17 protein-coding genes and 1 pseudogene are annotated in these 22315 nt (G+C 72.5%); 9 read left to right on the top strand and 9 right to left on the bottom strand.

The window, feature by feature from the left end; all coding sequences use genetic code 11:
- Positions 1–107: 107 nt before the first annotated feature.
- The gene (locus OG444_RS21545; protein ID WP_327263723.1) at positions 108–1565 is read right to left on the bottom strand and encodes an aldehyde dehydrogenase family protein; all 1458 of its coding nucleotides are present in this window, start codon (positions 1563–1565) and stop codon (positions 108–110) included.
- Between the two features lie 89 nt (positions 1566–1654).
- Positions 1655–2533, bottom strand: coding sequence for a helix-turn-helix domain-containing protein (locus OG444_RS21540; protein ID WP_327263722.1), 879 nt, complete (start codon positions 2531–2533; stop codon positions 1655–1657).
- Positions 2534–2874: 341 nt separating this feature from the next.
- Here OG444_RS21540 and OG444_RS21535 point away from each other — a divergent pair, with 341 nt between their 5' ends.
- Positions 2875–3384 (top strand): ATP-binding protein, encoded by a 510-nt coding sequence (locus OG444_RS21535; protein WP_327263721.1) that lies wholly within the window; start codon positions 2875–2877, stop codon positions 3382–3384.
- A gap of 132 nt (positions 3385–3516) precedes the next feature.
- Here the strand turns inward: OG444_RS21535 and OG444_RS21530 are convergent, their stop codons facing one another.
- The 3 genes from OG444_RS21530 to OG444_RS21520 all read right to left on the bottom strand — a co-directional run bounded on the left by OG444_RS21530 (position 3517) and on the right by OG444_RS21520 (position 5507).
- Complete coding sequence (locus OG444_RS21530; RefSeq protein WP_030383576.1) at positions 3517–3762, bottom strand: DUF397 domain-containing protein; 246 nt, start codon at positions 3760–3762, stop codon at positions 3517–3519.
- Between the two features lie 162 nt (positions 3763–3924).
- Entirely contained in the window at positions 3925–5136 is a 1212-nt protein-coding gene (locus tag OG444_RS21525) for a DUF2786 domain-containing protein (RefSeq protein WP_442810585.1), read from the bottom strand.
- Positions 5106–5507, bottom strand: a complete 402-nt coding sequence (locus OG444_RS21520; protein WP_327263719.1) for a winged helix-turn-helix transcriptional regulator — start codon at positions 5505–5507, stop codon at positions 5106–5108. The genes OG444_RS21525 and OG444_RS21520 overlap by 31 nt, the downstream gene beginning before the upstream one ends.
- A gap of 99 nt (positions 5508–5606) precedes the next feature.
- On the opposite strand from OG444_RS21520, the gene OG444_RS21515 reads away from it, so the two are divergent.
- Positions 5607–6452 (top strand): NAD(P)H-binding protein, encoded by an 846-nt coding sequence (locus OG444_RS21515; protein WP_327263718.1) that lies wholly within the window; start codon positions 5607–5609, stop codon positions 6450–6452.
- A gap of 145 nt (positions 6453–6597) precedes the next feature.
- A complete protein-coding gene (locus OG444_RS21510; protein WP_327263717.1) occupies positions 6598–8313 on the top strand; it encodes a bifunctional 3'-5' exonuclease/DNA polymerase in 1716 nt (571 codons plus the stop codon).
- Between the two features lie 39 nt (positions 8314–8352).
- Here OG444_RS21510 and OG444_RS21505 read toward each other — a convergent pair whose 3' ends face one another.
- The 4 genes from OG444_RS21505 to OG444_RS21490 form a co-directional block, all read right to left on the bottom strand.
- A complete protein-coding gene (locus tag OG444_RS21505; RefSeq protein WP_327263716.1) occupies positions 8353–9621 on the bottom strand; it encodes a hypothetical protein in 1269 nt (422 codons plus the stop codon).
- A gap of 76 nt (positions 9622–9697) precedes the next feature.
- Complete coding sequence (locus OG444_RS21500; protein WP_327263715.1) at positions 9698–10213, bottom strand: SigE family RNA polymerase sigma factor; 516 nt, start codon at positions 10211–10213, stop codon at positions 9698–9700.
- A gap of 123 nt (positions 10214–10336) precedes the next feature.
- Positions 10337–10849, bottom strand: coding sequence for a GNAT family N-acetyltransferase (locus tag OG444_RS21495; RefSeq protein ID WP_327263714.1), 513 nt, complete (start codon positions 10847–10849; stop codon positions 10337–10339).
- Positions 10850–11000: 151 nt separating this feature from the next.
- Positions 11001–12260 carry a serine hydrolase domain-containing protein gene (locus tag OG444_RS21490; protein WP_327263713.1) on the bottom strand — a complete coding sequence of 420 codons (1260 nt, stop codon included), beginning with the start codon at positions 12258–12260 and terminating at the stop codon, positions 11001–11003.
- Between the two features lie 188 nt (positions 12261–12448).
- Between OG444_RS21490 and OG444_RS21485 the strand changes: the two genes are divergently transcribed.
- The 6 genes and pseudogenes from OG444_RS21485 (at position 12449) to eccCa (ending at position 22279) form a co-directional block, all read left to right on the top strand.
- Positions 12449–14074, top strand: a complete 1626-nt coding sequence (locus OG444_RS21485; RefSeq protein ID WP_327263712.1) for an outer membrane protein assembly factor BamB family protein — start codon at positions 12449–12451, stop codon at positions 14072–14074.
- Between the two features lie 64 nt (positions 14075–14138).
- The gene (locus OG444_RS21480; protein WP_327263711.1) at positions 14139–14990 is read left to right on the top strand and encodes a hypothetical protein; all 852 of its coding nucleotides are present in this window, start codon (positions 14139–14141) and stop codon (positions 14988–14990) included.
- Between the two features lie 166 nt (positions 14991–15156).
- A pseudogene (locus tag OG444_RS21475) lies at positions 15157–15471 on the top strand (hypothetical protein); the annotation flags it as partial.
- Positions 15472–15704: 233 nt separating this feature from the next.
- Positions 15705–17060, top strand: a complete 1356-nt coding sequence (gene eccD, locus OG444_RS21470) for a type VII secretion integral membrane protein EccD (protein WP_327263710.1) — start codon at positions 15705–15707, stop codon at positions 17058–17060.
- A 21-nt stretch (positions 17061–17081) separates the two neighbouring features.
- Positions 17082–18302 (top strand): MinD/ParA family protein, encoded by a 1221-nt coding sequence (locus OG444_RS21465; RefSeq protein WP_327263709.1) that lies wholly within the window; start codon positions 17082–17084, stop codon positions 18300–18302.
- A gap of 2 nt (positions 18303–18304) precedes the next feature.
- Positions 18305–22279: a type VII secretion protein EccCa gene (eccCa, locus tag OG444_RS21460; protein WP_327263708.1), complete on the top strand. Its 3975-nt coding sequence runs from the start codon at positions 18305–18307 to the stop codon at positions 22277–22279.
- Positions 22280–22315 lie beyond the last annotated feature (36 nt).

The raw sequence follows: 22315 nt of genomic DNA, 5'->3' as shown, positions 1-22315 counted from the left end.
CCTGTGGGCCGGGTCGGATCAGGGAGCGGTGTCCGGTGCGTGCGTGCCGGACACCGCGAGCCCGGCCCGGCCCACATGACACCCCCTGGGGGTGCGGCCTGTGAGACCTAGAACGGGAAGGTCGTCCGGCCGTGCTGTACGGAGATCCACTTCTGCGTGGTGAAGGCCTCGATGGTGGCCTCGCCGTTCAGCCGGCCCAGGCCGGAGGCCTTCTCGCCGCCGAACGCGGCCAGCGGCTCGTCACCGATGGTGGAGTCGTTGACGTGGATCATGCCCGTCTCGATCCGCTGCGCGAAGCGGACGCCGCGCTCCACGTCCCGGGTGTGCACGGCGCCGCTGAGCCCGTAGGGGGTCGCGTTGGTCAGCCGTACGGCCTCGTCCTCGCCGTCGAAGACGACCAGCAGGGCCACCGGGCCGAAGATCTCCTGGCCCAGCAGCGGGGAGTCCTCGGGGATCCCGGCGAGCACCGTGGGTTCCACCAGGTTGCCGCGCGTAGACCCCCGTACGAGCGCCTGGGCGCCGGATTCCACGGCCTCGTCCACGAGCGCGGTCAGGGCGTCGGCCTGGAAGGAGTTGATCAGGGGGCCGATGTGGGTGTCGGCCTCGTGCGGGTCGCCCGTCTTGAGGCTGCGCACGCGCGCGGTGAACTTCTCGGTGAACTCCTCCGCGACGGACGCGTCGACGAGGATCCGGTTGGCGGCCATGCAGACCTGGCCCTGGTAGACGAAGCGGCTGAAGACGGCCGCGTCCACCGCGTAGTCGAGGTCGGCGTCGTCGAGGACGACGAGCGCGCTGTTGCCGCTGAGCTCCAGGACGGTGCGCTTGAAGTGACGGGCGGCGACCGCCCCGACATGCCGGCCGACCCGGTCCGATCCCGCGAACGAGATGACCTTGGGGACCGGGTGGGTCAGGAGCGCGTCGCCTATCTCGGCGATGTCGGTGACCAGGACGTTCAGCAGGCCGGCGGGCAGTCCGGCGTCCTCGAAGATCTTGGCGATCACGCCGCCGCCGACGACCGGGGCGTTCTGGTTGGGCTTGATGACGACCGCGTTGCCCAGTGCCAGGGCCGGGGCGACCGACTTCAGGGTGACCAGGAACGGGAAGTTGAAGGGGCTGATCACGGTGATGACGCCCACGGGCAGCCGCTGGACCCGGTTCTCCTTGCCCTCGACCGGCGAGGGGAGGATCCGGCCTTCGGGGCGGACGGCCAGCTGGAGCGACTCGCGGATGAACTCCATCGCGAGGTGGACCTCGTACTCGGCCTTGGGACGGGTGCCGCCGAGCTCGTCGATCATCGCCTCGACGATCTCCTTCTCGCGCTCCTCGGTGATCCGAAGGGCGCGTTCCAGGACCGCGCGTCTGATGTACGGGCTGGTGGCGGCCCATTCGCGCTGGGCGCGCTCGGCGCCGCGGTAGGCCTGGTCCACCTGCTCGACGGTGGCCACGGTGATGGCCGCGAGCTTCTCCCCGTTGTACGGGTTGACGTCGATGATGTCCCACGAACCGGTACCGGCCAGCCATTCGCCGTCGATGTACTGGTGAGCCAGGTCGCTGAATATGGACATGCCATCCCTTACTGCGAGCGCGCACCCGTGCGCTGCACCGGAGACCGATCGGTCATCATGCACTGATCAGGCGTCATACTACGTGCGAATCAAGACAGTTGGAGCAGGCCGCGGAGAAGATCCCTGGTCCGGTCGGGATCGGGGCAGTCGGCCTGGAGCCGCTCCATGGCCCTTCCGTACTGACCCACTTCCTCGTCCTTGTCCAGGTAGAGGGCGCTGGTCAGCTGTTCCAGATAGACGATGTCCTGCAGGTCGGACTCGGGGAAGCGCAGCAGGGTGAAGGCTCCGCTCTCGCCCGCGTGGCCGCCGAAGGAGAAGGGCATCACCTGGAGCTGCACGTTGGGCCGCTGGGAGACCTCGATGAGGTGCTCCAGCTGACCGCGCATGACCTCGCGGTCGCCGTACGGGCGGCGCAGCGCGGCCTCGTCGAGGACGGCGTGGAAGACCGGGGCGTTCTCGGAGACGAGGACCTTCTGCCGCTCCAGGCGCAGGGCGACGCGGCGGTCGACCTCGGCGGCGGTGGCGCCGGGCATGCCGCGCTTGACGACCGCGTGGGCGTAGGCCTCGGTCTGCAACAGCCCGTGGACGAACTGGACTTCGTAGATCCGGATGAGCGAGGCGGCGCCCTCCAGGCCGACGTACGTCTGGAACCACCCGGGCAGCACGTCGCCGTAACTGTGCCACCAGCCGGTCGCGTTGGCCTCGCGGACCAGCCCGAGCAGCGACTCGCGCTCCGTACTGTCCGTGACTCCGTAGAGCGTGAGGAGGTCCTCGACGTCCCTGGCCTTGAAGCTCACCCTTCCCAACTCCAAGCGGCTGATCTTCGATTCGGATGCGCGGATCGAGTAGCCGGCCGCCTCACGGGTGATGCCGCGGGATTCTCGGAGTCGCCTGAGCTGGGAGCCCAGGAGGATGCGGCGCACCACAGAACCGCTGGCTTCTGCGGTCACTAGTACTGCCCTCCCCATCGCATTGGCGTGCGCGTGGTGTGCGCGAGCGTCTCGGGGCCCCCGTACCCCAGAGGCCGCAGTCTGCCACCAAAACGCATCGGCCCGTACTCGTTCTGTAACGGAATCCCGTCTGCGGGAAAAGAAGTCCGTAAGTATGCGTAGGAAGAAATGAGTCAGAACCGTCACGGGAGCGGACAGGTCCGGCGCGTGCACGTGCATCTGCCCTTGCATCCGGCCCGAGCATTCGGAACGATGGTCCCCGCGCACCTGCGTGCTGTTCGCGCCGGCGCCGGACCCACCCCGCAGTTCTTTCTGGACGGAGATGACCGCTCCGCCCGCGAATCCCGGGAGTGCCTCGCATGGGGACGAATGGATCGACCATGCTCGAGCCGTTACGGCAGGGGCTTCCCCCGGTCGACCCCACGGCTGTCTCCGGGTCCGCCTCCTGTGCCCTGCCCGCCCGTTACGAGGCGGTGCGCGGAGCACGCTCCTTCTGTCGTTCGACGCTGTCCCAGTGGGGCCTCGACGACCGCTTCGACGATGTGGCCCTCGTGGTCTCCGAGCTCGTCACCAACGCGCTGCGCCATGCCCTGCCGGAGGACGCGCGGTGCGCGGACGCCGAGCCGGAGCCGCCGGTACGGCTGCACCTGATGCGGTGGAGCACACGGCTGGTGTGCGCGGTGCGCGACCCGAGCGAGGACCGGCCGGGCGGGGCGTTCTCGCCCGAGCGCACCGAGGAGAACTTCGACCTGGAGTCCGGGCGCGGGCTGTTCCTGGTGGACTCGTACAGCGACAGCTGGGGCTGGCACCCGCTCGCGGGCCGGCTGACCGGCAAGGTGGTCTGGGCGCTGTTCCTGCTCCAGGACTGAGCGGCCGGCCGCCGGCCGCAGCACCGGAGGCAGCCGCCGACCGAGGGCGAACACCGGACAACTGGCCGGGACCGATCATTGCGATCGGTCCCGGCCAGTGCACGTGCATGGCTTGATGAGTGCGCTGTTCCGTCAGCCGATCAGGTGATCGAACTCGCCGTCCTTGACGCCCAGGAGCAGGGCCTCTATCTCCGCCGGCGTGTAGACGAGTGCCGGTCCGTCGGGAAAGCGCGAATTGCGCATGGCGACATCGCCACCCGGCAGCCGTGCGAACTCCACGCAGGAACCCTGCGAGTTGCTGTGTCTGCTCTTCTGCCACGTCAGCTCAAACAAGGTAGCGAGTTCTGCAGCTGCCATCCCGTTGTACGCGTGGTCCACAGGAAGCCCCCGATAGTGCAGATGTCAACTCCTCCGGATCATAGCTGTGTTCATGACCTGCTGCACGGGCAGATGCACGTGCACGCGGGGTGGTCCGTTGATCACAGACAGGTCCCTACTCAGGAGTAGAAGGCCTCGGACACCTCATCCGGCAAGACGCCTTCAGCGGGGCAGCGGGTTGCGGCGGCCGCCCATGTGGGCGCGGTCGGCGGCCGCCGTACCGTCCTCCCAGCCCGCGTGGTCGGTGGCGCCGCGGAGCCTGGTCGTCGTGGTCCGGGGGAACATCTCGTCCGCGCGCGAGGTGACCGCCACGTCGCGGGCCACCAGGGCCGGCAGGTTGTCGGGGGCCTCCGTCGCCGTGTGCTCGGCGGTCTCGGCGAGCCGGTGGCCGAGCCGGCTGGCGTAGGCGAGCAGGAAGGACTGCCTGAAGGTCTTGGTCCGCTTGCGCCCGCCGGAGCGCTGCGCGGCCTCCGCGCGGGTCATCGCCGCCGTGCCCTGCACGAGCAGCGAGGTGTACAGCAGCTCCACCGCCTCCAGGTCGCTCTCGAAGCCGACCACCGTGGAGAACTCGAAACCGCTGTTCCACACGGCCCGGCAGCGGTTGGCGGTGGCCACCGCGTCGAGCAGCACCGCCTTCGCCTCCTCGTACGGCGGCTCGACCCCGATCCGGCAGGCGCCGGGCACCTGGGCCGGGCCCTTGCCGCTCGCGGCGAGCAGGGCCTCGTCCACGGTGTGCCGGGCCATCAGCTCCTGGGCCTTGGCGCTGAGCGCCTCCGCCTCCTCCGGGTAGGTGGTCGCCTCGGCCTTGGCGAGCAGGGCCCGGATCCGGCCCAGCATGCGCGGTTCTATGTGGGCGTGCTCCAGCTCGTCCGCGGGATCCCCGGGAAGGGGGCCCACCGGTTCGATCGAGGGCAGCCGGATCAGCAGCCGCAGCACCTCCAGGTAGGCGGTGGCGAGCGTGAACCGGTCGGCCCGTTCCCGCTGCGCGAGCCGGTCGGCGTACTCCTCGTCGCCCGCCCACCACACCTCGTCGGCGCCCCAGCGCGCGGGCAGCCGGGCGTAGCGGCGCGCCTCGGCGGCGATCAGGTCCCCGGTGATGCGCAGGTGCCGCTCGTCGAGGTCCCGCCGGACCAGCCGCAGCACGTCCGCCGGCCGCCAGCCCCGCTCCCAGCCCTGGCGCACGTACGCCTCCCCACGCGCCAGCAGCTCCCGCCCGACCGCGGACCAGCCGCCCTGATCGGCGACGAGCAGCGAGGCCCCGGTGTCCAGCCCGGCGTCGTCCTGGGCGTAGAGGGCTGCGGCAAAGGCTCGGTCGACGGTCTCGGCAAGGTCTCTCACACCTCTCAGCTTGGCATGTCCGCCTTCGCGTCCCATTCCCGGCGGGCGGCCTCGATCCGCGGGCGGTGCTCGAGCGACCAGTCCGCGAGGCCCTTGACCAGTCGGGTCAGGCTGTGGCCGAGGTCGGTCAGCTCGTATTCGACCTGGGGCGGCACGGTGGCGTGCACGGTCCGGCTGACCAGGCCGTCGCGCTCCAGGCGGCGGACGGTGAGGGTGAGCATCCGCTGCGAGATGCCGTCGACCGCGCGCTGGAGCTCCTTGAACCGGCGCACACCGGCGCCGAGCTCCACCACGACGAGGACGGACCACTTGTCGCCGAGCCTGTCGAGGACATCGCGGATGCCGCAATCGTCGTCGCAGCTCAACAGCGGCTCCGGGGTGGTTACCCCGGTGTGCCCTACTGACATGGAAGTGCCTCCTTACGTGCCGTGCGCCCATCCGCGCACGATGTCCCCGTCCGCGAAGCCAACCAGGCCGACCGGCGCGACCACGAAGGACCACCACCCATGCTTTTGATCACCGGCACCTCCGGCGGACTCGGCTCACAGGTCGCACGCCGGCTGGCGGACCGGCCGGACGTACGCTTCGGCACCCGTGTCCCGGACGGCCCGGGCCAGGTCCGGGTGGACTTCGACGACCCGGACTCGCTCGACTTCGCCGGGGTGGACACCCTGCTGCTCATCTCGGCCGGTTACGGCGAGGACGACCAGGTCGTCGCACGGCACGAAGCCGCCGTCTCGGCCGCCGAGCGGGACGGGGTGCGGCACATCGTCTACACCAGCCTCACCGGGGCGGGCGACCACCTGCCGTACGCGCTGGCGCACCGCTGGACCGAACGCCGCCTGCGCGGCTCCGCGGTGGCCTGGACGGTGCTGCGCAACGGGCTGTACGCGGAGCTGCTGAGCTCGCTCGCCGCGCCGGGGCCCGACGGGGTGATCACCGCCCCGCTGGGCGACGGCCGGCTCGCGGCGGTCGCCCGGGAGGATCTGGCGGAGGTGGCGGTACGGGTGTCCCTCGCACCCGACGCACACGCCGGGCAGGTCTACGAGCTGGTCGGGGACCGCGCCCTGGGCGGGGCGGAACTCGCCGCGGCGGTGGGCGCCCGCTACGCACCGGCCTCCCTGGCCGAGGCCCGCAGCGCCCTGTCCGGCCCGGACCTGGCCCCCTTCCAGCCCCCGATGCTGGTGGCCACGTACTCGGCCATCGCGGCCGGCTTCCTCGACACCCCGGACCGCGGCACCCTCCGCCGCCTCCTCGCCCGCCCCCCGCACCCGGCCCTGGACACCTACACCACAACCACCGCCCCCGCTCCCGGCCCCGCCGGCACACCTTCCAGCCCCGCCGGCGTTTGAGGCGCCCTTCCAGCCCCGCCGGCGTTTGAGGCGCGGGGCCCGGGGCGGAGCCCCGGCAGCGGCGCCGCGCCCGCCCGGCGGCCCGGCGGCCCGGCACGGCCCGGCCGCGCGGCCCCTGTCAGACCCCGGTGGGACACTCGCACCCATGAGCGACCGCACTCCCCGGTGGGCCCTCGCCGAGGACGGCGACGGGTGGTGGCACGCCGCGCCCGTCGACCCCGCCGACGGAGCCCGGATGCGCGTCCGCGACCCCGCCGACGCGGTGCGCGCCGCCCCGCCCGGTACCCGCTGGGTCTGGGCGTCCACCGCGGCCGTGTATCCGCGCCTGCTCGCCGCCGGTGCCCGCGTCGAGCGGTGCCACGACATCGAGGACGCCGAGCTGCTGCTCCTCGGCCACGAGGGCCGCTCCGGCGAGCCCCGATCGGCGGCCGCCGCCTGGGCCAGGCTCACGCACGCCCCCGTACCGCCCGATCCGCGCCCGCGCGCCGCCGAGCCCCGCGTTCAGGACTCCCTCTTCGACCCGCAGCCCACCCCGGTCCCCCTGGACGCCCTGCTCGCCGTCCACGCCGACCAGGCGAAGCGGCAGGGTGCCACCGCCCACCCCGACCGGATGCGGCTGCTCGTCGCCGCCGAGTCGGCGGCCTTCCTCGTCGCTGCCGAGATGAACCGCGCGGGCCTGCCCTGGCGGGCCGACGTGCACCGCGCGCTGCTGACCGAGCTGCTCGGTGAGCGGTACGCGGGCGGCGGTGAGCCCCGGCGCCTCGCCGAGCTCGCCGACCGGGTGTCCGCCGCCTTCGGCAGACGCGTGCGCCCCGATCTGCCCGCCGACGTCATCAAGGCCTTCGCCGGGGCCGGGATCAAGCTCAAGTCCACCCGCCGCTGGGAGATCCAGGAGCTGGACCATCCCGCCGTCGAGCCGCTGATCGAGTACAAGAAGCTGTACCGGATCTACACCGCGCACGGCTGGGCCTGGCTCGCGGACTGGGTCCGCGACGGCCGTTTCCGCCCGGAGTTCATCCCCGGCGGGACGCTCACCGGCCGCTGGGTCACCAACGGCGGCGGGGCCCTGCAGATCCCCAAGGTGATCCGCCGGGCCGTGGTCGCCGACCCCGGCTGGCGGCTCGTCGTCGCCGACGCCGACCAGATGGAACCGCGCGTGCTCGCCGCGATCTCCCGCGACCCCGCCTTCATGGAGGTCGCCGGGGAGGCCTCGGACCTCTACACCGCCGTCTCCCGGCAGGGTTTCTCCGGCGACCGGGACAAGGCCAAGCTCGCCGTGCTCGGCGCCGTGTACGGCCAGACCTCCGGGGACGGCCTGAAGAACCTGGCCGCGCTCCGCCGCCGCTTCCCCCGCGCGGTCGCGTACGTGGACGACGCGGCGAAGGCCGGGGAGGAGGGCCGGCTCGTACGGACCTGGCTGGGCCGCACCTGCCCGCCACCGGCCGGCTCCGGCGAGGGGGACGAGGCGGGCGACGGCGGCGTGGATCCGGGCGAGGCGGACGGGGAGGGCGGGGCCGGGACCCCGCAGGACCGGGACGGCGCCTGGACCCCGAGCTACGCCTCCACCAACACCCGGGCCCGCGGGCGGTTCACCCGTAACTTCGTCGTCCAGGGCAGCGCGGCCGACTGGGCCCTGCTGCTGCTCGCGGCCCTGCGGCAGGCGACCGCCGGTATGCGGGCCGAGCTGGTGTTCTTCCAGCACGACGAGGTCATCGTGCACTGCCCGGCCGAGGAGGCCGGGGCCGTGGTGGAGGCGATCCGCGCCGCCGGCGACCGGGCCGGCCGGATCGCCTTCGGCGACACCCCGGTCCGGTTCCCGTTCACCACGGCGGTCGTGGAGTGCTACGCGGACGCCAAATGAGGCGGACCGGGGGGACCGGCCGGTGGATCAGCCGGTGGATCAGCCGGTGGAGGCCGTCTGGTTCCACTCGGGGGCGAGAGCGATCTTCCGCAGCTGATCCATGGTCAGCGCGGGCGCGGGACGCGTGGCCGGGCCGTTCTGATCGGCCGTGTTGAAGGCGGTGACCACCACGCGCAGCCCGTCCGTGCGCAAGGTGTCCACGCTCCACTGCGTCACGCTCCTGTCCTTGTCGCCCGGACCCGCCGTGACCTTCACCTTGGTGCCGTCGGGTTCCGTGACGAAGGACTGCTTCCCCGTGAACCCCGGGTGCTCCGAGCCCTGCTGGACGTTCATCTGGAGCAGGGACCTGCCCTTGCCGTCGTCGAGAACGACATAGCCGTACGCGCCCCGCCCTCCCTGGGAGATGACCGGGACGGTGATCTCGAGCCCGGCCATCAGGTGCTTGAGGGCATCCACGGCATACCGGTCCCGCAGGGCGATCGACTCCGGCGGCGGCGCCGGCTCGGGTTCGGCCGCCGGCAGGTCGTTCAGCGCCGCATGCCACTTGTCCGAGGTGACCACGGTCTTCAACTGCGCGATGGTCAGAGGCGGGTCGGTCCGGGAGACGGAGGCTCCCTTGTCGGCAGCGGCGTTCCACTCGGAAGCGTCGACCAGGAAACCCTGCGGGGTCACGAGCACGGCCCGCCAGACCTTGGTGTCCGTCCGGCGGTCCGGGTACTCGTATCCCTGGTGGAGCAGCAGTCGGGAACCGTCGGGCAGTTGCTCGGTCCGGCAGTCGTCGTAGGCGTGCACGTTCTTGTCCGCGCATTCGGTGTGACCGCGGGCCGAGGCGCCGAAGGGGTCCACCCGCTGGAGGCCGAGGGTGATGGCCGCCCGGCCCTTCCCGTCGTCGTACACGGCGGCGACCATGGGGCCCAGCTCGTCGCCGGTGCCCCGCGCGGACGTCTTGGTGACCTTCCCGCCCGGCAGGAGCTCCGTCAGGTTCCCGACCATCTGGTCGGCGGTGACCGTGCCGGCGCCGGTACGCCGCTCCTGGCCCGACGGAGTCGGCGGCGCCTCCGCATCGGCCGCACCCGGGGCGCCCACGGCGCCGGAGCCGCCGGATCCCGCGAGCAGGCCGCCGGAGTAGGCCCCCGCCGCGGCGATGGCGAGCAGGGCCAGCACGGAACCACCGGCCACGGCGGCCCGGCGGCGTGCCGCCAGCCGTCGGCCGCGGCCCTCGCCCGCCTCCGCGAGAGACCCGGGGTCGGTCGTGAAACCCTCCCCCGTGCGCCGGAGGGTTTCGGCGAGTTCGGCTTCAAAAGACATGGGGAACCAGACCTTCCGTTGCAAGGGTGGAGTGGGGAGCGAGGGGTCGGGAGCCGGCCCGGGCGGACCGGCCGTCTCAGAGGTCCGCGAAGGCCGTGAGACTGCCGCCCAGCTGCTCCCGCAGCCGGGCGAGCGCCCGCGTGGTCCGGGTACGGACCGCCGCCGAGCTGGAGTTCATCGCGTCGGCGGTCTCCTCGACGCTGCGGTCCTCCCAGAAGCGCAGCACCAGCACCGCCCGGTCCTTGGGCGCCAGCCGCCCCAGCGCCTCCAGCAGCGTCAGCCGCAACGCCGGATCCTCGCCGCCCGCCGCGGGGGCGCGCGAGTCGGGGACGTCCCCGACCGGCCGCTCCCCCGCCGAGCGGCGGCGCTGGTGCGTGAGGAAGACCCGTACCAGCACCGTCTGCGCGTACGCCGCCGGATTGTCGATGCGGGAGATCCGCCCCCACTGCAGGTACATCCGCCCCAGCGTCTCCTGCACCAGGTCCTCCGCGAGGTGGGTGTCCCCGCTCACGAGCAGACACGCCGACCGGTACAGATGGCCCGAGCGGCCCGCCGCGAACTCACGGAACCCTTCTCTGCGCCGCTGCCGCATTCACTCCCCCTCGCGTCCGTCTCACCCCTCTGACGCGATGGCGGCGGGGAATGTTTCACCCCCCGCTGAGGAATGTCTCCTCCGCCCGCCGCCGATCCCGTCAGCACTCCCGCAGGAAGCCGCTCAGCCCAGGTCGTGGAAGTACACGTGGAACTCCTCGCGGACGAAGCCCTCCGCCTCGTACAGCCCCTGCGCGACGGTGTTGTCGTACGCGGTCTCCAGCTGCACCCCGGACACCCCGGCCTCCCGGGCCCGGCGCAGCACCTCGCGCAGCAGTGCCCGGCCCGCCCCGGTGCGCCGGCCCGCCGGGGCGACGTACAGGTCGTTGAGGACCCATGAGGTCCGCAGGGAGAGGGACGAGAACCCGCGGTAGACCTGTGCGAACCCGACCGTGCCGGTCTCCGGGACATCGGCGAGCAGGACCAGGGACTCGTCCTTGGCGATCCGCTCCGCCAGGAAGGCCCGCGGGGCGTCCGGGTCCTCGATGTCCACCTCGTAGAAGTCGAGATAGCCGCGGAACAGCACGGCCGCCGTCTCGACGTCCGCCTCGCCGGCCGCGCGGACCGAGACGACGGTCGCGGCGTCCTCCCCCGGCGGCCGCATCTCCTGCTGTGCCGCCTGTGCCTGACCGTTCATGTGCGTCTCCCTCGGGGGTGTTGCGCGCGCCGCAGAGCATGGGTGGGTCGAGGGTGACCGGCGGTGCGGACCCTCGACGCCCTACGCTACGGCGGGAGTCGGCCGCGGGGGAGAACCGTCCGAGGACTTGAGATATTCGGCGCACACTCCGTCAGGAAGCCGGCTGGGCGGGGAGGGTGTAGACCCGGTCCGGAGTCACGATCTTGGTGATCGCCTCACCGAACAGGGTGCTGGGCTCCTGTCCCGCGTAGCCGATGTCCGTGTTCAGCAGCACGACGAGCGTGGCCCGGGACTCCGGCAGGTAGAGGACCAGTGATCCGTAGCCCGGCAGTGAGCCGTTGTGGCCGATCCAGCCCTGGACGTTGAAGATCCCGAGGCCGTAGCCCGTGCCGGGGAGCGCGTCGACCACTTTCAGCCGCTGCGCCTGGGTGGCGGGGGTCAGCAGGGTCCCGGTCGCCAGGGTCTTCGCCCAGCTGCGCAGGTCACTGAGGTCGGAGATCATCGCTCCGGCGGCCCAGCCCCAGGAGGGGTTCCAGTCGGTGGAGACCTCGACCTTCCCTGAGGCGGTCTGGTTCGTGTAGCCCTGGGCGTGCGGACTGGGGAACTCCGCGCCCGTGGGGAAGAGCGTGTGCCCCAGCCCGGCCGGTTCGACGACCTCCCGGTCGATGTACCGGCCGAGGGGGACACCGGTGACCTTCTCCACCACCAGCCCGAGGAGGATGAGGTTGGTGTTGCAGTAGTAGAACTTCGCGTTCGGCTCGAACAGCACCGGGTGCTTGAACGAGTACGCGAGCAGTTCCTGCGGGGTGAAGGGCCGGTCGGGATCGCTGGTCAGCGCCTTGTAGAAGTCCTCGTCGGCGGAGTAGTTGAACAGACCGCTGCGCATCCCGGCCAGCTGGCGCAGGGTGATCCGGTCGCCGTTCGGCACCCCGTCGATGTACTTCCCGATCGGGTCGTCCAGCCCGACCTTGCCCTGGTCGACGAGTTCGAGGAGGGCGGTGACGGTGAAGGTCTTCGTCACGCTCCCGATGCGCATGTTCAGGTTCGGGGTCATCGGCGCGCCCGTGGCCTTGTCCGCGACGCCGAAGGACCGTACGTACTCGCCCTTGCCCGGCGCCGACACGGCCACGATCACGCCGGGAATCCTCGCCTCGGCCAGGACCTTCTTGACGGCGTCGTCCAGCTGGCGGGCCACGGCCGGGGTCAGCCGCGGAAACTCGTCGGAGGCGGGGTTCGGGGTCGGGGCGGGCGAGGGGGGCGGCGTCGGGGCCGGAGCCGGGACGGCCGCGGCCGGCACGGGCGCTGCCGCGGCATCCCGGGCGTACACCGCCCCCGCTCCCCCGCCCACAGGACCCGCCGCGAGTCCGACCGCAGCCAGGACCAGTGCCGCACTGCGCCATCGTGTCGTCATGCCCGGCCTCCTCGCACGCCAAGCCCGCGCCCCCACCCTTCCACGCTAACGCCGTGCTCCCGGGCGGGCGACCGGAGCTGCGAGGGGGATACGAGGAGGATGTGAGGGGGATGCGGGCCGTGCAGGACGGCGCGAAGTAGTCTAAAAATCTATTCTAGAACTGCCCTTGCACAGGCCAGACTTCACCCATGACCGGTCCCACCTCCGGCCCGCGGCCGGAACCCGACGAGCAGCCGCCCGCCGGCTTCGGGCCGCCACCCGCACCGTTCGAGCCGCGGGCACCGGCCCCGCCGCGGCCCCTGCCCGCCACCGTGCCCCCACGGCCCGCCGGGGACGCCGGGGCCGGCCCGTCCGCCCCGTCCGGCCGGTCCGGGCCGTCGGTGCCGCGGCGGGTGATCGCCGTCGCGGCGCTGCTCGCCTCCCTGCTCCTGATCGGCAGCGGCGCGTACCACCTCACCCTCACGCTGCGCGGCGCCGGCGAGCCCGCGCAGCCGAAGGCCGGCCCTTCCGGATCCCCCTCGGTCGACCAGGGCGACGGCAAGGGCCCCGGCGGGGGCAGCGACACCTACGACCCGAACGCCGGCATCCGGCCGGGCGAGGCCCGGGTCTGGCTGCGCGACCACCAGAGCGAGGTCGCCGGGTCGGGGACCTCGCAGTACGGGCCGTGGCGGGTGGGCGACACCGTGGTCAGCGCGATCCACAACGGGCTCACCGGCTACGCGGTGGCCGACGGCCGAGAGAAGTGGAAGTTCCCGCTCCAGACCTCGCTGTGCGGGGTTCCGCCCGCCCCGTCCGCGAACGGCAGGCTCGTCGTGGCCGTCAAGGAGAGCACCTCGGAATCCTCGCGCTGCACCCACCTCCAGCAGATCGACCTCACCACGGGACAGGCCGGCTGGAAGGTCGCGGTGCCGCCCGAGAACGCCCGCGACAGCACGAGCCAGTTCGAGCTGGCCATCAGCGGCGACACCGTCGCCGTCGCCCGGACGGCCGTCATGAGCGGCTTCTCGGTCACCGACGGCCGCAAGCTCTTCGGCACGTCGAGCCCGAACGGCTGTTACCCGACCGCGTTCGCCGGGGGCTCGCGGCTGATCGGAATCCGCCACTGCTCCGACCCGAAGGACGCCCGCGGACCCGGACGGGCGATGGTCGAGGAGCTGGATCCGGCCACGGCCGCTCCGAAATGGAGCTACAAGTACGAGCAGGACTGGACGGTCGGCCGGGTGCTCTCCGTGGACCCGCTGGTGATCGCCGCGCACCACAAGGACAAGAAGAACTGGAACATCACGGCGTTCGCCGCCGACGGCACGATCCGCTCCCAGGGCTCCCCGGGCTTCGCGGTCAGCGGCCGGTGCAACGGATTCGGCAACGCGAGCGGCTTCCAGGAGTGCTACGCCGCCGCGGCCGACGCCGACACCCTCTACATCGGCGCGGGCAAGCCCGCAGCGAGCCTCGGCATCGACGACACCAACCAGGTGGTGGCCGTCGACCTGAACACGGGCAAGGAGCGGTGGCGCACCGCCGAGCAGCCCAAGGGACGCACCATGTGGCCGCTCGCGGTCGAGGGCGGCCGGGTCGTCGTCTACGTCACCCCGGGCAGCGGCGAGGCCGGCGCGGTCGTCTCCCTCGCCCCGTCCGACGGAGCCTCGCAGCCGGTGCTGCAGAGCCCGGCCGCGGCCACCGGCCCCCAGAGCGTCTTCTACACGCACGGGGTCCGCATCGCGTGGGCGGGCGGACGGCTGTTCCTGCTGAACGGCAGGGTCTACGGTCCGGAGCCGCGGAAGGTGAGCCGCGCGATCCTCTCGTTCGGCAAGTAGCAGTGCCAGTGGGGCAAGCAGGAACGGCAGGGCCGTCAGGGCCGGCAGGCACCAGGAGGGGCACGTGCAGAACCCGTACCGACAGCCGGAGGACTCCGGCGGCCTGTACCAACCGCCGCCGTTCACCGCGCCGCAGGAGCCCGTCGGCGGGCGCAGCGGCAGCAGCAGCGGGCGGAGCAGACGGCAGGTGATCCTCGGGATCTGCGGGCTTGCCGCCCTGGCGCTCGCCGCTGCCGCGACCGGCGTCGTACTCGCCGTCCGCAAGGACCGCGACCGCCCGCCGGCGTCCACCGCGGACCCGACGAAGCCGCTCGTCGCGGGCTGGAAGACGGTGATCAACCCCGCCCACGGCACGGCCTTCGACGTCCCGCCGCAGTGGGAGGTGCTCGAGCCGACCGTCTTCAGCGGCCATACGGACAGCAAGGACCCGGACAAGGTCCTCATCGGGCACACGGCCCCCGCCTTCTACAAGTCCAAGTGGTGCAGCATCGACGGGAACGGCGACGGCCAGGTCACGGACGTCAGGCTCGCCAACACCGGCACCAAGGGCGCGTCCGGCGCCAGGAGCGCCGCCGACATCGCCGAGAAGGAGGCCCCGACCTGGGTCTACGCCGCCTACACCCAGCCGGACAAGAGCCTGGTCAAGGCGGACAAGCCGGTGGAGTACACGACGAAGTCGGGGGTCAGGGGGAGCTACGTCAAGGCCCGCTCCACCGGCGTCGAGCGCACCAACCGCTGTGCGGGCGACGGCCGGTCGGTGGTCTTCGGCTTCAAGAACTCCAAGGGGGACTTCGTCTCCTGGAACTTCTACGGCCGTACGGGCGTCCCAGGTGCCGTGGACGACGCCCTGATCATGCGCATCCTGAGCACGGTCCGGCTGGCGGGCGATCCGAAGGATCCCGCTCCCGTGCCGTGAGCGTCCGCGGCACGTTCACCCTCCGGTCCGGACGTGCCCGACGCGGATGGATGCTCTATGTTGCAGAGGCAAAACACCGGGGGCTTCGTATGGCGCACCTTCAGGAACCGCGCCCCGGAGCGGTGGTTGGTACGGGACAAGCCGAGACTGGGGCAACGGACGACGGATGGCACGGGACTACGACAGCCAGCTTCTGGAGTCGGTGGCGGTACGCCGCCGCAGGATGAGGGACGCGCTGCTCTTCGGTGCGCAGCGGGCACGGCGCACGGCGGACGAGCGGCTCGGAAAGCTGTTCGCGGGCATCGCCATCGCGGCCGTTCTGTGCGCGGGCTGCGTCGGCTGGTCCTTCATCCAGCACACGCTCGCGAAGCAGAAGGCCGAACAACAGCAGAAGCAGCAACAGATGCAGCAGGGGCAGGTGCAGCCGCCCCCGCTGCCCGCCGCGTCGCAGCAGCCGTCCGGCCCGGCGGGCGCCCCTGCGGGCAGCCCGTCCGCGTCGAAGGCACCGAAATCACCGAAGACGTCGTCCCCCACGCCCTCGCAACCGGCCAAGTCGCCGGGCAAGTCGCCGGCATCGACGCCGACGGCGACGCCGGCGAAGCCGTAGAGGAAGAAGCAGAGACGTGTGGATCCGGGAGAGTTCACGGTCCCGCACCCGCCACATGTCCCCCTTGGCCCGAAAGGTCGCAATCCCGCGATGATAGGTTCCCGTAAGTGGTGAGCACAGCAACGACTTCCCGGTCGCAACTGAGTCGGGTGACCCTGGTCGGCGAGCGGCGCCGGGCCGACATGGTCCTGCCCTCCGACACCCCCATCGGGCAATTGCTGCCGGACATATTGCAGTTGCTCGACGACCGGACCGCGTCACGTCCGATGACCCGTCAACTGATCACCTCGGACGGTTCCGCGCTGCCGCACGACAGCACGCTCGCGACGGCCGGTGTGGCCGACGGTGCCGTCCTGCGCCTCGTCAGGAGCCACTCCGCACCGCCCGCCCCCGTGGTCCACGACGTCACCGACCTGGTGGCCGACGACCTCGACCTGCGCGCCTGGCGCTGGCGTCCCTCCGCCCGGAGGGGCAGCGCGGGCGTGGCGACCGTCGCCCTCACGGTGACCGCCGCGCTCCTCGCGCGCCGGGAGTTCGCCCTCGAGTCGCTGACCGGCACCCTGGCCGCGCTCACGCTCGTCCTGATGGCCGCCGGAGCGGTCGTCTCCCGGATCGGGAAGGGCAACCTGGGGCTGGCGACGGCCCTCCTGTTCGCCTCCGGCGGGCTGGGCGTGCTCACCGCGTGGACCGCCGCGGACGCCTACGACTGGTCGGGCATCGCGCGGCTCGCCGCCGTCGCGGCCGCGCTCGTCCTGACGCTGGTCCTGCTCGGGTACTTCTCGCCGCTCGGCCGCGGCGGGCTCATCGGCGCCGTGGCCACCGCGGTGATCACCGCCGTGTGGGAGGCCGTCGCCGCCGTCCAGGACGACCCGTCCAAGCTCGGTGCGGTCATGGTCCTCCTCTCCGTGGTGGTGCTCGGCCTGCTGCCGCGCCTCGCCCTGATGGCCTCGGGGCTCACCGCCCTGGACGACCGGCGCTCGGGCGGCACCTCCGTCAGCCGCCACGAGGTGGGCAACGCACTGGCCGCCACCCATCGCGGGCTCGCCCTCGCGACGATCGTCACCGCGGTCTCCGCAGCCGCCGCCGGCTGGCTGCTGACGCTGGCGGACAAGCCGTCCGTGTGGACGGTGACGCTGCCCGCCCTCGTGGCCGTGGTGCTCCTGTCGAGGGCGCGGGCCTTCCCGCTGGTCGCCGAGGTCGTGGCACTGATCGCCGCGGCGGCACTGCTCCTCGTACGGCTGGTGATGCTGTGGATCGAGCACGGCGGGGGCGCCGGACCTCTCGCCGTCCTGGGCGCGACGGCACTGCTGCCGCTGCTCGCCCTCGCGGTGCAGCCGGCGGAGCACGTGCAGGTCCGGCTGCGGCGCACGGCCGACCTCATCGAATCGGTGGGCATGGTGGGACTCTTCCCGCTCGCCGTCGGCGTGTTCGGCGTGTACGGGCAGCTGCTCAACAAGTTCTGAGAAAAGGGGCAGGGGCAGACAATGCCGAACGGAGACAACTGGCAGGGCGACGTCCTGCGCGACCTCAGGGGCGGAGCGCAGCCCGCGGCCCCGGGTCCCGGAGGTCAGCAGCAGCCGATGACGGGTCCCGGCGCGGGTGCGCCCGGCGCGGGCGGGCAGGTCCCCGCCGGGGCCGCCCCGGATCCCGCGTACGGGTACCCGCACCAGGACCCGGCCGCGGCGACGGCGGGCCCGGCTCACGCCGCGCCCCAGGGCCACCGGCCGCCGCAGCCGCGGCAGCAGGCCCCCTACGCCTCCGGGGGGAGCGCGCAGGCGCCCCGTACCCCCGAGTCCCGGCCCGCGGTGGACCGGAGCCTCGCCGGGGTGGGCCGGGGGGCCCGGCGCGGTGAGCCCTTCGCCGCCCGCGCCGTGCGCGCGGTACGCAGAACCGTTTCCTCGTCCGCGTCCCGCGAGGTCGCCGAGGCCACCCGCGCCGCCGAACTGCTCCAGCAGCCCGTCACCACCGGCCGCCAGATAGCCGTCACCTCCATCCGCGGCGGCGCCGGCAAGTCCACGGTCGCCGCGCTGCTCGGCACCACGTACGCGCACTACAGGCAGGACCCCGTCCTCTTCGTCGAGGCCGACCCCGCCCTCGGCTCGCTGCCGATCCGGCTCGGCGCCGAGACCCTGCGCTGGACCACCGGTGACGTCGCGGACATCGTCGAGCCCCAGATGTCGCTGCTCGACATCACCGGCTACCTGGTCCAGCTCCGCGACAACGCCTGGCTGCTGCCCGGCAGCCAGGGCCAGATCGGCGCGATGCTCGACACCCGGTCCTACGAGCGGGCCATGGTCGCGCTGCGCCGCTACTTCGGGGTGACCGTCGTCGACTGCGAGACCCTGCCCGCCGAGGTCGCCCGCGTCGCGCTCTCCGCCTCCCAGGCCCGCGTCCTGACCACCCCGGCCACCCTGGACGGCGTCAGCAGCACGCACGCCGTCCTGCAGTGGATGCAGGGCCTGCCCCCGCACGTGATGGCGAGCACCGTCGTCGTGCTCACCGAGCAGGCGCCGCGCTCGGGAATCGACCTCGCCGAGGCCGTGCGCACCCTGCAGGCCGCCGGGCCGAGCGTCCACGTCCTGGCGTACGACCGCCACCTGGCGGACGGCGGCCACATCCGTACAGAACTGCTCGCCCACTCGACCAGGCAGACCGCCGCCGCGCTCGCCGCGGACGTCTTCCAGCTCTCCCAGAAGCGCCACTGACGATGAGTACCCGACTGATCCACCGCCCGGCGCGGACCGTCAGGCCCCCGGCCGCGCCCGCGGCACGCACGATCGAGGCCCCGCCGAACCTCCCCGAGGGGAAGGCGGGCAACATCGCGATGTCGCTGCTGCCCGTCGCCGGAGTCATGTCCTCCGTCGTGATGATGACGGTCGTCCGCAACAGCCAGTTCGCCGCCCTCGGCGCACTGATCCTCGTGGTCACCATCGTCGGCTCGCTCGCGCTGGTCTTCTCGCAGCGCGGCAAGGCCCAGCGCACCCGCCGTACCCAGCGCGAGGCCTACCTCGCCTACCTGGAGGAACTGCGCGAGGAGCTCGCCGGCGAGGAACGCGAGCGCGGCGAGCACGCCGACGTGCTCAACCCGCCGCCGCACGCCCTGTACGACATCGTCCGCGACCCGGCCCGGCTGTGGGAGCGCCGCCGCATCGACGGCGACTTCCTGCGCGTGCGCGTCGGCACCGGCGAAATGCCCGTGCGCGACCTCCAGATGGGCCAGCAGGGTTCCTCCGTCCTCACCCCGCCCGACCGCTTCATGCTCAACGAGGCATCGGCGCTGACGGCCCGCTTCAGCAACGGCACCGAGCTCCCGCTCACCGTGCCGCTCGACCGCGTCGGCAACATCAGCGTCATCGGCCCCCGCGAGGACTGCCTGCGGGTCGCACGCGCCCTGCTCGTCCAGGCCGCCGCCCTGCACGCCCCCGACGACGTGGCCGTCGCCCTCGCCGTCCCCGGCGACCGGCTCACCGACTGGGAGTGGGCCAAGTGGATGCCGCACCTGCTCGACACCGAGCAGCTCGACGGCCCCGTCGCCGCCCGCCGCATCGCCCCCTCCCCCGCCCAGCTCGCCCGCCAGGTCGGCCCGGAGCTGCGCCGCCGCGCCTCCTACGCCGCCGAGGTGCGCCGCGGACTCTCCGGCAAGGACGCCCTCGCCATGACGTCCCGGCTGCTCGTCGTGACCGACGGGCACGGTGAGGACGCCGTCGAACTGCCGCGCCCCGATGACGCCGTCGGTCTGCGCGAGATGGGCATCACCGTCCTCCACCTGCTCGAGCAGCGGGTCCAGGAACCCGGGCACGTCGGCGTACGGATCACCGTCGACGGCGACCGGGTGCTCATCGAGGACCTCCGCCAGGACGAGCCCATCAGCGCCCACGGCACCGTGGACGAGGTCGGCATCCCCTTCGCCGAGGGCCTGGCCCGGATGCTCGCCCCGCTGCGGCTGTCCGCCGAATCCCTCATCGACGCCCCCCTGTCCGGCCCCGTCGACTTCGCCGACCTGCTCGGCATCGACGACGTGGCCCGCCTCGACCTGCCGAGCCTGTGGGCCCCGCGGGCCGAGCGCGCGTTCCTGCGCGTCCCCATCGGCATCAGCGACTCCCGCGAGCCCGTGCTGCTGGACCTCAAGGAGTCCTCCGAGCTGGGCATGGGCCCGCACGGCCTGTGCGTCGGCGCCACCGGTTCCGGCAAGTCCGAACTGCTGCGCACCCTCGTCCTCGCCCTGGTGGCGACGCACCCGCCGGAGGACCTCTCCCTGGTCCTGGTCGACTACAAGGGCGGCGCCACCTTCGCGCCCTTCGCCGACCTGCCGCACGTCGCCGGCGTCATCACCAACCTGGAGAACCAGGCCGGTCTCGTCGAGCGCGTCCACGCCTCGCTCGCCGGCGAGGTCAAGCGCCGCCAGCAGGTCCTCAAGGACGCGGGCAACGTCGCGGACATCGGCGACTACGCCGCGCTGCGCGCCGAACGGCGGCCCGACCTGGACCCGCTCCCCCACCTGTTCGTCGTCATCGACGAGTTCGGCGAGCTCCTCACCGCGAAGCCCGACTTCATCGACCTCTTCCTGTCCATCGGCCGCATCGGCCGCTCCATCGGCGTGCACCTGCTGCTCTCCAGCCAGCGCATCGAGGGCGGCAAGCTCAAGGGCCTGGACACCTACCTCTCGTACCGGCTGGGCCTGCGCACCTTCTCCGCCGACGAATCCCGTACGGTCCTGGACACCACCGACGCCTTCCACCTGCCGCCGCTGCCCGGCTTCGGCTACCTCAAGGTCGACACCAGCCACTACGAACGGTTCAAGGCGAGCTACGTCTCCGGCGCCTACCGGGGACCCGTACAGCGCGCCGAGGACGAGGACAGCGGCCCGCTCGCCCTGGAGTACGAGGCCTTCAACACCCTCTCCAAGCCGGAGAGCACCGGCGGCCAGGAACCCTCCGCGCGGCGCCGCGAGACCGGCCCGACCGAGATGGGCGTCATCGTCGATCAGCTGCAGCACGCCGCCGCCCCGGTACGCCGGATCTGGCTGCCCCCGCTGCCCGACGCGATCGCCCTGGACACGGTCGCCGGCCCCCTCGACGTGGGCACGCGCGGAATGCAGCTCTCCAAGCGCCGCGGACGCCTCATGGTGCCGCTCGGCCTGCTCGACGACCCGACGAAGCAGTGGCAGGGCGAGTGGTTCCTCGACCTCACCGTCGCGGGCGGCCACGCCGCCGTCATCGGCGGCCCGCAGTCCGGCAAGACCACCCTGCTGCGCACCCTGGTCCTTTCGCTCGCGCTGACCCACACCCCGCAGGAGGTCGGCGTCTACGGCCTCGACCTGGTCGGCGGCGGCCTCCAGGCGCTGTCGGGTCTGCCGCACGTGGGCGGGATCGCCGGACGCGCCGACCGCGAGCGCGCCGCCCGTACCGTCGAAGAGGTACGCACCATGCTCGCCCTGCGCGAGGACCTCTTCCGCGAGCACGGCATCGACTCCGTCGAGCAGCTGCGCAGCCTGCACGCGGCCGGCCGGCTGCCCCGGCTGGCCTCCGCCGAGATCGTCCTGGTCATCGACGGCTTCGGCGCGCTGCGCGACGACTTCGAGGAGCTCGACGACGCCATCGTCGACATCCTCAAGCGCGGTGGCGGCTACGGCATCCACGTCGTCGCGGGCATGCTCCGCTGGAACGACGTCCGCATCGCCACCCAGTCGAACTTCGGCACGCGCGTCGAGCTGCGCCTCAACGACCCCAGCGAGTCCAGCATCGAGCGCAAGCTCGCCGAGACCCTGTCGCCCGACGAGCCGGGCCGCGTCCTCACCGACGGCAAGCTCTTCGCACAGGTGGCACTGCCCCGCACGGACGGCCTCCGCGACACCTCCGAGCTGGGGTCGGTGCTGGAGCGCACGGCCCGTACGATCCGCGCCACCTGGAGCGGCGAGGCGGCCCAGCCGGTCCGGGTGCTGCCGCACCTGCTGGAACCGCACCTGCTGCCGGGTCCGGTCGGCGAGCCCCAGCGGGTGCCGATCGGTCTCGACCAGACCGCACTGGCGCCCGTACTCCTCGACCTGTTCCACCACGACCAGCACCTGCTGGTCATGGGCGACAGCGAGTGCGGCAAGACCAACCTGCTGAAGACGATCGCCGGCGGCCTCATCGAGCGATACGGCCAGGACGAACTGGTCTTCGCGATCATGGACCCCCGGCGCAGCCTGCGCGGTGTGGTCCCGGAGGAGTTCAACGGCGGCTACGCCTACAACTCCAAGATGTGCGCCGGGCTGGCTGCTGGCATCGCCGCGGAGCTGGAGCGGCGGCTGCCCGACGACAGCGCCCCGCTGGAGGACCTGGAGCCCGGCAGCTGGGGCGGCGGACCGCGAATCGTGGTCCTCGTCGACGACTACGACGTGCTCACCACCGCGGGGCAGTCACCGCTCGCCCCGTTCGTTCCGTACATCCCGGCCGCGATGGACATCGGCCTGCACTTCGTCCTGACGCGCCGCGTCGCGGGCGCCTCGCGCGGCATGTACGAGCCGCTGGTGCAGGGCCTGCGCGAATCGGGGGCCTCGGCGATCGTCATGGCGGGCGACCGGAGCGAGGGACAGCTCTTCCCGGGGGTGTACGCCTCCCAGCAGCCGGCCGGGCGCGGGGTGCTCGTCCGCAGGGGCCAGTCCAACCGCCTGATCCAGACCGTGTACACGCCCGAATAACGCGCGCCTGCCGAACCGACGACCTGCGAAGGACCC

This window comes from Streptomyces sp. NBC_01232 (assembly GCF_035989885.1).
Lineage (GTDB): Bacteria > Actinomycetota > Actinomycetes > Streptomycetales > Streptomycetaceae > Streptomyces.
The sequence above is the reverse complement of the archived record's forward strand: the minus strand, read 5'-3'. Positions and strand labels throughout refer to the sequence as shown.